We start from the raw sequence: 13,436 nt of genomic DNA on the forward strand, positions 1-13,436 counted from the left end.
GGTTCGTCAGGATCGTTCGCGGGTCAGCAGGGCCTGCTTGATATCCAGGCCGTAGCGGAAGCCGCCCAGGGTGCCGTCGGTGCGGAGGATGCGGTGGCAGGGGACGAAGAGGGCCGCGGCGTTGAAGGCGCAGGCGCCGGCTGCGGCGCGGACGGCCTTCGGGCGGCCGGTTCGCTGGGCGTACCCGGTGTAGGTGAGGCGTTCGCCGGCGGCGACGTCGCGGAGGATCTTCCAGGCGTGCATGCGGTAGTCGCCGCTGGTCTGGTGCACCGGGATCGCCGCTGGGGCGTCGTGGTCGCCGCCGTAGTAGGCCTCGACGGCCCGGAGGGCGTCGTTGAGGACGGCGGACGACGACGGCGCGGGGCCGGGTTCCGGGCGCAGGGTGGGGTGGATCAGGGCGACGAGGGAGTCGACGTCGGCGGTCCAGCCGGAGGCGAGGAGGGTGTCGTCGGAGGTGATGACGGTGAACTTGCCGTCGGGGGTGTCGATGGTCGCGGTGTGCATGAGTGGGTGCTCCGGGTCAGAGGGGCGGGTGTGAGGTGCGGTCAGGCGGCGGCGGCTCGCCAGAGGTGCATGGCGGCGTAGGAGCGCCAGGGCGCCCAGGCCGCGCCTCTGGTGGCGAGGGCGCGGAACTGGTCCGGGCGGGTCAGGCCGGGGTCGACGAGGCCGAGGTTGCGGGCGCCCGCGAGGAGGGCGACGTCGCGGTCCATGAGGATGTCCGGGTCGCCGAGGACGCGCAGTGCCACGTAGCCGGCGGTCCAGGGGCCGATGCCCGGGCGGGCCACCAGGCGTTCGCGGAGGTCGGAGGGGTCGTCGCCGATTGACAGGGGGAGCTCGCCGTCGGCCAGGGCCGTGGCCGTCGCCGTGATCGTGGCGAGGTTGCGGGCGGGGAGGCGCAGGTGGTCGCCGGCGGCGTCGGCCACGGCTCCGGGGGTGGGGAACAGGCGGGTGAGGCCGGGGACGGCCGAGTCGTAGGGCGCGCCGGCCGCCGCGGTGAGGCGGGTCAGGTGGGTGCGGGCGGCCGCGACGCTGATCTGCTGGCCGATGATCGCCCGGATCAGGAGCTCGGCGGGGTCGACGGCGCCGGGGACCCGGATGCCCGGGGCGGCGGCGACGCCTGCCGCGAGGGCGGGGTCGGCGCCGAGGGCCTGGTCGACGGCGACGGGGTCCGCGTCGAGGTCGAGCAGGCGGCGGATGCGAGCCGCGGCGACGGGGACGTCGGCGAGATGGGAGACCTCGAGGGTGACGTCGACGCTGCCGGGCCCCGCGTGGCAGCGGAGCTCGAAGGCCGCCGGGCCGTGCGGGAGGGAGACGGTCCGGGCGTAGCGGAGGTGCGGGCCGGTGAGGTCCGCGGTCTCCACGCCGTCGATCGCGCGGGCGGCGAGGAAACCGAACACGCCCCGGGCGTCGAACGGCCGGCGTACCGGGAGGCTGAGGTGGAGCAACGGGCGGTCGGTCACGCAGCCGGTTCCTTCTCGTGCGGCCGGGGAATCGTACGCGGGGAGGACGGGCGAGCCGGCCCGCGAGCCCGCCCGTGCGCCGGTGGCTCTGCGGCGGATCTCCGTGGGCGTGCTCGCGAAGACGTCGGTCATGGTCTCGTTGAACTGGCGGATCGAGCCGAAGCCCGCCGCGAACGCGACGTCGGCCAGTTTCAGGTCGGTGCCCGTCAGGAGGGTGCGGGCGGTCTGGGCGCGCTGGGCGCGGGCCAGGGCCAGCGGGCCCGCGCCGAGTTCCGTGACGAGGAGGCGGTTGACCTGGCGGGCCGAGTAGCCGAGGCGGGTCGCCAGGCCGTCGACGCCCTCGCGGTCGACGACGCCGTCGGCGATCAGACGCATCGCCCGGCCCGCGAGGTCGCGGCGCAGGTTCCACTCGGGGGTGCCCGGCGTCGCCTCGGGGAGGCAGCGCTTGCAGGCCCGGAAACCGGCGTCGTGGGCGGCGGCGCTGGTCAGGTAGAACCTGACGTTCTCGGGCTTCGGGGTGCGCGCGGGGCAGGACGGGCGGCAGTAGATGCCGGTGGTGCGGACCGCCGTGAAGAACTGGCCGTCGAAGCGCGCGTCGCGCGCGGAGATCGCCCGGTAACGCTCGGCGAAGTCGGCCCCGCCGTGGGCGGTCGGCGTGTCGCTCGGATCGTGGACGACGTCGGTCATGCGCCCATCCTCTGTCACGCCCGGCGCCTTGCCTAGCGGGAATCGGACACGACGGCCGCCGACGCCGGACCGCGGGATCCTGCCGGTGAGCCCGCTCCGGCCGGGTGAATTGCTGGGGAGAAGATGGGAAGGTTCGGGGCGGAGCCGGACAAAACCTCCCTGATGTTGAGTCAGCGTCCGCCAGGGTGAACCGCATGACCGACAACTGGGGGCCCTGGGGCGACCTCGCACGCCGCCTGGTCGACACGCGGAGGTGCCCGGCCTGCGGCGCGGACCTCGCGCGCCCCGCGTGCGACCGGTGCGGGCTCGACCTGCGGGCCGAGCGCGCGCACGAGGTGCACCGGTTGTCGCTCGACGCCGCCAGCCTGCTGCGCGAGCGGGGCGAGGTGATCGCCCGGATGCGTGAGGACCAGGCCCGGAAGGTGCATCCCGCGCCGGCCGTCCCCCCGGCCGGCTCCGGCAGGGACGACGTCATCTCCCGCGTCCCCACGGCGGGCGGTCGCGTCCCCACAGCAGGCGCTCCCGGCACCGGGGCCCCCGATCGCCCGGAGGCGCGTACCGGACAGGCGGAACCCGCACCCGCCTCAGGCGCGGCCGCGGCCCACCAGCCGTCGTCGTCGCTCATCGACGAGGCCCCCGCGGCGCCCGCGGAGCAAGCGCCCGTCCCGGCCGGTCTGAAGGCCGCGGCCGCGATCGCCGCCCAGCTCGGCTCGCAGGAGCCGGCGGCCCCGGGATCCGGCCCGGCGTCGTCGGCCCCGGGACCTGGCCCGGCGCCGGCGGCCCCTGCGCCGGGGCCCCGCACGGATCCCCCGATGCCGCCCGCGTCGCGGGCGAAGCCCGCGGCCCCGCGCCGGGACATCGCGATGCAGCCGATCCTCGCCGGGGCGGGAGCGCTGCTCCTCGCCGTCGCGGCGGTCGTGTTCGTGTTCTTCACGTTCGGCGACAACCTGGCGTTGCGCGCGGTCGTCACGGGGCTCGTCACGGTCGCCGCCGCGACGGTCGCCGCGCTGCTGCGCCGTGCCGGGCTGCGGACGACGTCCGAGGCCGTCGCGGGCCTGGCGGCGGTGCTGTGCTGGGTCGACGTCGAGCTCGCGATGCAGGCGGGACTCCTCGACGGGCTGGAACCGGCGATGGCCCGGGCCGTCGTCCTCGCCGGGCTGGCGCCGCTGTTCGTCGTCGTCGGGCACCGGCTGGAGGTGCGGTCCTGGGTGTCGGCGGGGCTGGCGGCCGCGCTCGTGGTGCCGTTCTCCGCGGTGATCGGGACCCCGGCGTCGGCGTGGACCTCCTGGTGGTGGGCGTTCGCGTGCTCCGCCGTCGCGGGGCTGGCCTGGGTGGAGCTGCGGCTGCTGCCGGCGACGTCGCGCCGCCTCGGCGCGCGCTTCCGTCCGGAGCGCCGGGTACTGCGGGTGGTGCGGGCCGCGGGCCTGCCGCTCGCCCTGGTGATCGCGCTGCTGCCCACCGAGCTGCCCGGCCTGAACCGCTGGGGGGCGACGGCGGTGCTCTGGAGCGCGATCGTCCTGGCGGCGGGCGCGGGCGGGTACCTGCTGCGGGTGCGGTCCTGGGCGTCCACGGCCGTGGTGGCGGCGCCGGTCGCGCCCGTGCTCGTGGTCGCGGGGATCCCGGGTGCGGTCTGGTCGTCGTCGCGGTTGTTCCTCGAGGCGAGCGCGCTCACCTCGTGGGCCGCATGGTGGTGGACCCTCGCGTTCGTGCTGGTCGCGGCCGTCGCGCACGTCGGCTTGCGGGCACTGCCGCGCCTGGCGCGGCGGCTCGGCGACCAGCTCGGCGGGCCGTTCACCACGGAGGGGCAGCTGCTGCGGGTGGCGCGCGCCGCCGCGGTGCCGGTCGCGTTGCTCGTGACGCTCTTCGCCGCGGATCTTCCCGGCGTGAGCCGCTGGGGCGCGACGGCGATCCTGTGGAGCGGCGTCGTGGCCGTCGGCGTCGCGGGCGGCCTCCTGCTGCGGGTGCGCTCGTGGATCACCACGGGCCTCCTCGCGGTCCCGGTCGTTCCCGCCCTGGTGGCGGCCGAGCTGTCGGCCTCGACCGCCTCCGCCGCCGCGAGCTGGGCCACCTGGTGCTGGACGCTCGCCTTCGCCGTCACCGCGTTCGCCGCGCACGCCGCACGCGCGGCGCTGCCCGGCGTCGCACGACGTCTCGGCGACCAGTTCGGCCCGGCGCCGGACGTGGAGTCCCGCCTGCTGCGCGTCGCTCGCGGGGCGAGCTTCCCGCTCGCCCTCGGCGCCTCATGGTCCGCGGTGTCGTGGTGGGGCGCGGACCCCCTGGACGGATGGACGACGACGGCGTCGTGGTGCGTCGTCACCGTCGCCGCGCTGGGCGCCGGGCTGGGACTTCGCGTCCGCTCCTGGGTCTCGGCCGGCGTCCTCGCCGCGCCGGTGATCCCGGTCCTGGTGGTCGCGCGGCTCGACGTGCCCGGGCCCTCGGTGTGGTCGGCGTGGTGGTGGGTGGCGGCGCTGGTCCTCGTCGCCTTCGCCGCGCTGGCCGGGATGCGCGGCCTGCGGCCTGCGGCACGGCGGCTGGGGGACCGGCTCGGGCTGCCGTTCGCGCCGGAGGCGGCGGTGCTGCGGGTCGTGCGGGGCGCGGCGTTGCCTGCCGCGCTGGGGGTCTCGCTCCTCGCGGCGGAGTCGGTGGCGCACCTCGGCCAGGTGGCGATCGTGTTCTCCCGCGAGGGCGCGATCACCCTGCTGTGGGCGGCGGTCGTCGTCGTCGGCCTGCTGGCGGGAACGGCCCTGCGCGTCCGCTCGTGGATCACGGCGGGCCTCGTCGTGCTGCCTGTGCTCCCGGTCCTCGTCGTGGTCACCGCGACGACCCGGAACCTCGCCGCCGGCTGGTTCCCCTGGGCCTGGACGCTCGCGTTCGTCCTGGTCGCGGTGCTGGGCTGGGCGGCGCGGGCAGCCCTCGCGCCGCTGGCGCGACGGCTGGGCCAGGACCGGCACGGGTTCTTCCTCGAGCTGGCGTTCCTGCAGTCCGTGCGTGGAGCCGGCCTGCCGCTCGCGCTCCTCGCGGCCGTGATCACGTCGACCGTGTACGACTACTCCGCCGCACAGCCCCAGGATCTTCCGGACGCCGAGGTCCGGCTGACCCTCCTGTGGGCGGCCGTCCTGACCTTCGGTGCGATCGCCGGCCACCTGCTGCGCGTCCGGTCGTGGATGTCGGCCGCGGTGTCCGCCGCTCCGGTGCTCCCGTTCCTCGTGCTCGCGGCGCTGCCGGACGGACCCGGCTCCTGGTGGCCCGCCGTCGCCTGCCTGGCCGCCGCGCTCCTGACGCTGCTCCCCCGCGCGGCCGTCGCCGTCTCCGGGACGCGTCTCGGCAGCAGGCTCGCGCCCGAGCACGCGGTCGCCGACGTCGTCGCCGTCCTGACGCTGCTCGCGGCCGGCGCCCTGTCGATCGACGTGGCGCAGCCCCGCTGGCTCCCCGGCATGGGCGGCACGGCCGTCCTGATCGCCCTCATCGCCGCGGTCACCGCGGTGCTGCGCCGCCTCACGCACCACCGGCACTGGTCGGTCGCCGGCGGGGCTCTCGCCGTCGCGGCGGGCGTCGCGTCCGGGCTGACCAGCGGTGACGACGCCGTCGGCTGGGCCCCGCTCGGCGCGGCCTGCGCCTGGATCCTGCTCGCCGTCGCCACCGCGCCCCGGCTGCTGCGCGGGGCCGGCCTCGGATCCGTCCGCGGCGCCCTCGCCGTGCGCACCCGCGACGACCTGCTGATCAGCGGCTGGATCGTGGCGGTCCTCGCGGCCCTTCCCGCCGCGGGCCTCGGCATCACCCGCGTGACGGAACTCGTGCGGGCCGCCGCCCTCGCGCCGCGTGCCGACTGGTTCCTGCCCGGCGACGTCGTCGGCCCCGTCGTCCTCGGCGCGGCCCCTACCGGCTGGGCGACGCTCGGCGTCGCCGCGCTCGCCGCCGTGACCCTCCTCGCCGCGCGGCTCGCCCCCGGCGAGGGGATCCGGCGCGCCGAGCGGTTCGCCGCGCCGTTCCTCGCGCTCGGCGCGGTGGCCGGCGCCGCGATGCATCCGGCGTTGCCGCCGGTCATCACACTGATCGCGCTCGCCGTGACCGGCGTTCTTCTGGTCGCCGCCACGGCGGACCGCGCCACCGCCTGGCCGCGCCTGCGTCCCGTCGTCGACGCCGTCCAGGAGGCCGGCCGCGCGCTCGCCGGTGCGGCGAACGGCCTGCGCGTGATCGGCGGCCGCCCCGTGTCCGGCGCCGAGCGCCGCCTCGCCCGCCACGCCGCGATCATCGGCGCGATCGTGGTGATCGCCCTGCTGGCGACGTCCTCCTGGATCTCCCGGACCACCGCCGCGGGCGGCGCGCTCGTCGTCTGCGGGCTCGTGCTGGCGTTGCGCGGGACGGCGCGGCGGCCGCTCCACCCCCTGCTGGTCGGCGTCGGCTACGTCTACCCGCTGCTGGCGCTGGGTGCGGTGCTGGGCTGGTTGGACCTGTCGCTGGTCGCCGCGATCTGCACGGTCTCCGCCGTCGCCTCGCTCGTGACGATCGTGGTGACCCTCAGCACCCGCACGTCGCGCGGCGAGTGGTACGTGGTGCTCGGTATCACGGCGGCGCCGTTCGTGGCGGGCGTCGGCACGGTCGTGTTCGAGCGCAGCTGGTGGTCGGTGGGCGCGGCCGGGGCGATGCTCTGCCTCGAACTGGTGCTGCTGCTCACCGCGCGCCTCGGGCTCCCGGTCGCGGTCCGGGCGGCCGCGGCGTTCCTGCTGCTGCCCACCTCGGGCGTCATGGTCACGAGCGCCGGCGGCGAGATCGCCGAACTGTACGACCTGTCCGGCTCGCCGTTCGTGCTCCCGGTCGCCGCGACGTTCGTGTCGGCCGTCGCGGCCGCCGCCGCGCGGATCGCGGAACGCATCGCGACGCGCGTGCCCGACGGCGGCCCGGGCCTCCCCGGCTCCATCCGCGCCCAGCTGGAGCGCTCGGCCCTCCTGACCGGCGCGATCACCGTCTACCTCGCCTACACGCGCGAGGCGGCCGGGCCCGACATCGCCGTCGCCGTCCTGCTCGTCCTCGCCGTCGGCGCCGCGCTCGTCGCGCGCGAACCCGGGCGCAGGCGGCTGTGGATCCTGGTGTGGGCGCTGGGCCTGGCGGCCCTGTGGACCGCGCTCGGCTCGCGCGGCGTCGGCCTGGTCGAGGCGTACACGTTCCCGCCGGCGGTGGTCGCGGGCGTCGTCGGCCTGGTCATGGCGTGGCGCCTGCGCAGGTCGGTGCCGGGCGGGGCCGGCCGGGAGCGGGCCGTGCGGAACATGCTCGCGCTGGCCGTCGCCGGCGGGGCGCTCGTGTTCGTGCCGAGCTTCGTGGTGTACCTGACGCGGACCGAGCCGGGGGACTGGCGGGCCTGGGCGCTGGTCGGGTTCGCGGCCGCGGCGCTCGTGGCCGGGTTCCTGGGCGTGCGCGGGGGGTTGCCGAGGCTGGTCGGGGGTTCGCTGGCCGGGTTCGCCGCCTTCGCCTCGGTGGCGGGCGTGATCGAGTCGTGGCGCGTGGCGCCCGCGCCGTGGGCGTGGCCGAACGACCGGGGTTTCCGGAGCGCGGAGCTGCTCGAGACGGCGTCGTACCGTACGGACGAGCTGCGCGACGCGGCGGCCGCCACGGCCGAAGGGGTCGCTCAGCCCTACGTGCCCGTCGGGATCCCGGGGGCGACGGAGGTGTCGTTCGTCGTCGGGCTCGGGTGGGCGGCGGCCGTCGTCGTCGTGCTGACGCTGTGCGTCCGCCTGCTGCGGCCGATCGCCGGGCCGCGTCTGACCGAACTGCTGCGCGGGTACGGGTTCGTGCCCGCGCTGGTGGTGGGGACGCTCGCGGCGCTCTGGCACATGGAGCCCGCCTGGGGCGCCGTGATCACGCTGTTCGTGCTCGAGCTGGCGCTGCTCGCGCTGCTGGTACTGGGCGTGCGGCGGCTGGTCGCCGGGCGCGCGACGGGCGCGGCCCCGTGGGTGGTCTGGGTGTGCGCCACGCTGATCGCGATCGCGGCCTGGTCGCCGCGTGAGCTGCGCGTGGAGGCGTTCTCGGCGCCGCTCGGGATCGCGCTGATCGCGGCGGGGTGGATCGCGATGCGCGGCGCGCAGGGCGGGACGGCGTCGTCGGACGAACGGCCGCGGCTCGGGCGATGGCCGGTGGGCTTCGCGGGCTCCTGGCCGACCCTCGCGCTGGGCGTGCTCGCGCTCGTGGGCCCGTCCGTGCTCTCCACGGCGACGGACCCGTTGACGATCCGCGCCTCGGCGGTCGTGTTCGTGGCGCTGATGGCGGTGCTCGCCGGATCGCGGCTGCGGCTCTCGGCGCCGTTCTGGCTGGGCGTGGTCACGCTGGGGGTCGAGGTCGTGGTGGTCTTCGCGAAGCTGGGCGTCGGGGTTTCCCCGCTCCCCTGGATCCTCACCCTGGTCCCGGCGGCCCTGGTCCTGCTGATCATCGCCACCCTGGACGAACGCCGCACGGCGGCCTCGGGAGGCACCGCCGCGTACCTCCGAGACCTCCGCTGACATCGGCCCCCTGTCGAGCGGTCGGCCGCTTGTCAGTGCGGTCGGCCCCTCGGGCTGCCGACTTCTCGACAACGGGCCGACCGCGGCGCTCGATCTGCCGACCGCATCGGAACCGTCAGAAAGTGGCGTCTAGCCAGGTGGTGATCGTCTTCAGGTAGTGCTTGCGGGCCGTGGGTGGGGACAGGGCCAGGTCGTGGGCGCCGCCGGGGATGATCTCGACCTGGACGTTCTCGCCGAGTGCCGGGGCCAGGTCCCACATGTGCCGGACGTTCAGCACCGTGTCCGTGGTGAGGTGCTCCTCGCGGGTGCGGCCCGGTGAGGTCGCGTCGGAGGTCGTCACCAGGACCGGGACGTCGATCGACAGGCCGCGGGCGAGCTTCGCCTGCGCGCGGCGGATCGAGGCGAACCAGGCGGCGCGGACCGGGAACGCGCTGTCCGGCTTCCAGCGCAGGTCGAAGTCCCACTCGCCCTCGTGGTGGCGGTGCATCGCGGTGGCGTAGTCGCCGCCCAGCGCGTTGACCTTGGCCCGGGGCAGGGCCGGCGCGATTCCGTAGACCAGGCGCGTCGAGACGACCCGGTCGAACCAGCCGCGGTTCAGGCCGAACCACGGGGAGTTCAGCATCAGGCCGACGACGGCGCCCGGGTGGGCCGCGACCCAGAGCGAGGACAGCAGCCCGCCCATCGAGTGGGCGAGCAGGACGACCCGCTCGTGGCCCTCGTCGCGCAGCACCCGCAGCGCGGCGTCGAGATCGGCGGAATGCTCCTGCAGCAGCGGGACCGCGGTCCGGTCCTCGCCGTCGCGCACCGACCTGCCGTACCCGTACAGGTCGACGGCGTAGAACGGGTGACCGGCCGTGACGATGTGCTCGGCGACGTGGGTCTGGAAGAAGTAGTCCACGAAGCCGTGCACGTAGAGCACAGCGGGCTTGGCGGCGCCGTCCTGGCCCGAGCCGTCCGCCGTCGTGGAGGGCACGTGCCGCACGACGGTGACGACGCGATCGTCATCGGGCGCATTGACCGGCCGGGCCTCGAAACCATCGCCGAGGACATCGGGAGACCACGAACTCATCGGGCGGCTCCATCGCTGCTGGGGGACGGTGGTCCGTTGATCCTATGACGTGGGCGCGCAGCGCCTCACCGGCGCGGCGGGATGCTGGGTGGGCGGTGGGGGTCCTGGTAGGGGGTGTGCTGCCGGGGATACGGCGCGGCCGGAGGCTGCGGGTAGGGCGGCCGTGCGACCTGGGGTGCGTCGTTGCGGCGGCGGACGCGGAGGGCCTGCCAGACGACGATGCCGAGCAGGAGAAGGATGAGGAGGCCGCCACCGCCGATCACGGGGATCAGCCATTCCGGGACCGACGACGGCGCGTCGGCCGCGCCCGCATCACCGGTGGCCGCGGCGGCCGGCGTCGGTGAGGGCTTCGGGGCCGACAGGTCGACGGCGGAGCCGCGGGCGTGGATCTCGTAGTCGCCGCCGAGGGGCGGTTCCCAGTGGACCTTCCGGCCGCTGATCGCGCCGTTCGACTCGGTGACGGGCCCCGGGAAGGTGATGTCGACGGTGACGCTCAGGTCGTCGAGCGAGCCCTGGCCGCGGAGGCCCAGCGCCTTCTCGCTGAGGTCGAGGACGCCGGAGACGACGTACTCGTCGCCCTCCCGGACCACGTTCACCAACTGGCCGACGGCCTTGCCGACCCTGTCGATGTCCTGGACCTCGTAGACGTACCGCTCGCCGGTGTACCCGTCCTGGGCGTAGGTCTCGATGTCCCTGGCACCGTCGGCGGGATCGTTCTTCCCGACCAGCTGGTCGATGAAGTCGCCGGCCGCCTGGCCGGTGGCCTCGAGGACGCCGTCCTCGACGGCGACGACCACGCTCGGCCGGGCGACGTCGTCGGGCCGCAGCTCCAGCTCCACGCCCAGCCGCACGCATCCGGACAGCACGATCGCGAGCGTTGCCGCGATCGCGGCGGCGAGCGGGCGGCGGACGGTTCCGGGACGGATCACCCGGCCAGTGTGCCGCACCCGGCGGCTCCGCCCAAGGGTTCGATCCGAGCTGGCACTTCCGAAGTTGAGCGGAATAGACTCAACTTTGAGATAGTTGGATCCGGTGCGGCGCCGACGGCGTCGTCCCGGGCATGTGGACGGACCCGCGATTGGCGGACGGAGGACTGATGGACAGCAAGTTCACGACCAGGTCACAGGAGGCGATTGGTGACGCCCTGCGGACGGCGTCGGCCGCGGGGAACCCGCTGATCGAACCGGTGCACCTGCTGGGCGCGCTGATCGCGCAGCAGGGTGGGGTCGCTGCCGGCCTGCTGGAGGCGGTCGGGGCGGACACCGGCGCCGTCGGGCAGAAGACGCGCGCCGCGCTCGTCGCGCTGCCGCAGGTCAGCGGGGACAGCACGGCGCAGCCGGGGGCCAGCCGGCCCATGGCCACGGTGCTCGACCTCGCGGGCAAGGAGGCCCAGGCGCTCGGCGACGAGTACATCTCCACCGAGCACCTGCTCATCGGCCTGGCCGCGGGCCGGTCGCCCGCCGCGCAGATCCTCGCCGAGGCCGGGGCGAACGCCGACGCCCTGCGTTCCGCCCTTCCCGCCGTGCGCGGTTCGGGCCGCGTCACCAGCCCCAACCCGGAGGGCACGTACAAGGCGCTGGAGCAGTACGGCACCGACCTCACCGAACGCGCCCGCGACGGCGCGCTCGACCCGGTGATCGGCCGCGACTCCGAGATCCGCCGCGTGATCCAGGTGCTCAGCCGCCGCACCAAGAACAACCCCGTGCTCATCGGTGAACCCGGCGTCGGCAAGACCGCCGTCGTCGAAGGGCTCGCGCAGCGCATCGTCGACGGCGACGTCCCCGAGTCGCTCAAGGGCAAGCGCCTGGTCGCGCTGGACCTGGCGAGCATGGTCGCCGGCGCGAAGTACCGCGGCGAGTTCGAGGAGCGGCTCAAGGCGGTCCTGGAGGAGATCACCGCGTCCGACGGCGAGGTGGTGACCTTCATCGACGAGCTGCACACCGTCGTGGGCGCCGGGGCCGGCGGCGAGGGCGCCATGGACGCGGGCAACATGCTCAAGCCCATGCTCGCCCGCGGCGAGCTGCGCATGGTGGGCGCGACGACGCTCGACGAGTTCCGCGAGCACGTCGAGAAGGACCCGGCGCTGGAGCGCAGGTTCCAGCAGGTGTTCGTGGGCGAGCCGTCCGTCGAGGACACGGTCGCGATCCTGCGCGGCCTCAAGGAGCGCTACGAGGCGCACCACAAGGTGACCATCGCCGACAACGCACTCGTCGCGGCGGCCGCGCTCTCGGACCGCTACATCACGGGCCGCCAGCTGCCCGACAAGGCGATCGACCTGGTCGACGAGGCCGCCTCGCGCCTGCGGATGGAGCTCGACTCGTCGCCGGTGGAGATCGACGAGCTGCAGCGCGCGGTGACGCGGCTGGAGATGGAGGAGGTCGTCCTGTCGGAGAGCGAGGACGCCGCCTCCCGCGACCGCCTCGGCAAGCTCCGCGCCGACCTCGCCGACAAGCGCGAGGCGCTCGCGTCGCTCACCGCCCGCTGGGAGGCCGAGAAGAGCGGCCGGAACCTGGTCGGTGACCTGCGCGCGCGGCTCGACCAGCTGCGCACGGACGCCGACCGCGCCGAGCGCGAGGGCCGCTACGAGGACGCCGGCCGGCTGCGGTTCGGGGAGATGCCCGTCGTGGAGCAGCAGATCGCCGACGCGGAGGCCGCCGAGGGCTCCGAGGAGCAGGCGGCAGCCGAACAACCCCCGCTCGTCGCCGACAAGGTCTCGGCCGACGAGATCGCCGAGGTCGTCTCCGCCTGGACCGGCATCCCGGCGGGACGCCTGCTCCAGGGCGAGCAGGAGAAGCTCCTGCACATGGAGGAGGTCATCGGGGCGCGGCTCATCGGTCAGGCCTCCGCGGTCCGCACGGTGTCCGACGCCGTCCGCCGCGCGCGGGCCGGGGTCGCCGACCCGGACCGGCCCACGGGGTCGTTCCTGTTCCTGGGCCCCACCGGCGTGGGCAAGACCGAGCTGGCCAAGTCCCTCGCCGATTTCCTGTTCGACGACGAGCGCGCCATGGTGCGCATCGACATGTCGGAGTACTCGGAGAAGCACGCGGTGGCCCGGCTCGTCGGCGCGCCTCCGGGGTACGTCGGCTACGAGGAGGGCGGCCAGCTCACCGAGGCCGTCCGGCGTCGTCCCTACTCCGTGGTGCTGCTCGACGAGGTGGAGAAGGCTCACCCCGAGGTCTTCGACATCCTGCTCCAGGTGCTCGACGACGGCCGTCTCACCGACGGCCAGGGCCGCACCGTGGACTTCCGGTCCACGATCCTGGTCCTGACGTCGAACCTCGGCTCGCAGTTCCTCGTCGACCCGATGCTCGACGAGCAGCAGAAGCGCGACTCGGTGATGCAGGCGGTGCGAGTGGCCTTCAAGCCGGAGTTCCTCAACCGCCTGGACGACGTCGTCATCTTCGACGCGCTCTCCCTCGACGAGCTGGGCCACATCGTGAACCTGCAGGTCGAAGCCCTGGCCAAGCGCCTCTCCGACCGCCGCATCACGGTCGAGGTCACCCCGGCCGCCCGTGAGTGGCTGGCCCTGGAAGGCTACGACCCGGCCTACGGCGCCCGCCCGCTACGCCGCCTGATCCAGCGCGAGATCGGCGACAAGCTCGCCAAGCGCCTGCTCGCGGGCGAGGTCACGGACGGCGACACGGTCACGATCGACCGCCTCCCGGACGCCGCCGGCCTGTCCGTCACGACGGGACCCGTCACAAAAGCTGACGATATCGCTCGGTAATG

General features: G+C 75.1%; 6 protein-coding genes. 2 read left to right on the forward strand and 4 right to left on the reverse strand.

What is annotated here, in order from left to right; all coding sequences use genetic code 11:
• Positions 1-6 precede the first annotated feature (6 nt).
• Both ABD208_RS12165 and ABD208_RS12170 read right to left on the reverse strand, forming a co-directional pair.
• Entirely contained in the window at positions 7-504 is a 498-nt protein-coding gene (locus ABD208_RS12165; protein WP_344103084.1) for a methylated-DNA--[protein]-cysteine S-methyltransferase, read from the reverse strand.
• Between the two features lie 41 nt (positions 505-545).
• Positions 546-2,147, reverse strand: coding sequence for an AlkA N-terminal domain-containing protein (locus tag ABD208_RS12170; protein WP_344103086.1), 1,602 nt, complete (start codon positions 2,145-2,147; stop codon positions 546-548).
• A gap of 194 nt (positions 2,148-2,341) precedes the next feature.
• On the opposite strand from ABD208_RS12170, the gene ABD208_RS12175 reads away from it, so the two are divergent.
• Entirely contained in the window at positions 2,342-8,638 is a 6,297-nt protein-coding gene (locus tag ABD208_RS12175; RefSeq protein ID WP_344103088.1) for a hypothetical protein, read from the forward strand.
• 115 nt (positions 8,639-8,753) lie between these two features.
• Here ABD208_RS12175 and ABD208_RS12180 read toward each other — a convergent pair whose 3' ends face one another.
• Positions 8,754-9,707: an alpha/beta hydrolase gene (locus ABD208_RS12180; RefSeq protein ID WP_344103090.1), complete on the reverse strand. Its 954-nt coding sequence runs from the start codon at positions 9,705-9,707 to the stop codon at positions 8,754-8,756.
• A 65-nt stretch (positions 9,708-9,772) separates the two neighbouring features.
• Positions 9,773-10,636, reverse strand: coding sequence for an LppM family (lipo)protein (locus ABD208_RS12185; protein ID WP_344103091.1), 864 nt, complete (start codon positions 10,634-10,636; stop codon positions 9,773-9,775).
• A gap of 167 nt (positions 10,637-10,803) precedes the next feature.
• On the opposite strand from ABD208_RS12185, the gene clpB reads away from it, so the two are divergent.
• Positions 10,804-13,434, forward strand: coding sequence for an ATP-dependent chaperone ClpB (clpB, locus tag ABD208_RS12190; RefSeq protein ID WP_344103093.1), 2,631 nt, complete (start codon positions 10,804-10,806; stop codon positions 13,432-13,434).
• The last annotated feature ends 2 nt before the right edge of the window (positions 13,435-13,436 follow it).

The sequence above is a fragment of the Myceligenerans crystallogenes genome (genome assembly GCF_039529775.1).
GTDB lineage: Bacteria > Actinomycetota > Actinomycetes > Actinomycetales > Cellulomonadaceae > Myceligenerans > Myceligenerans crystallogenes.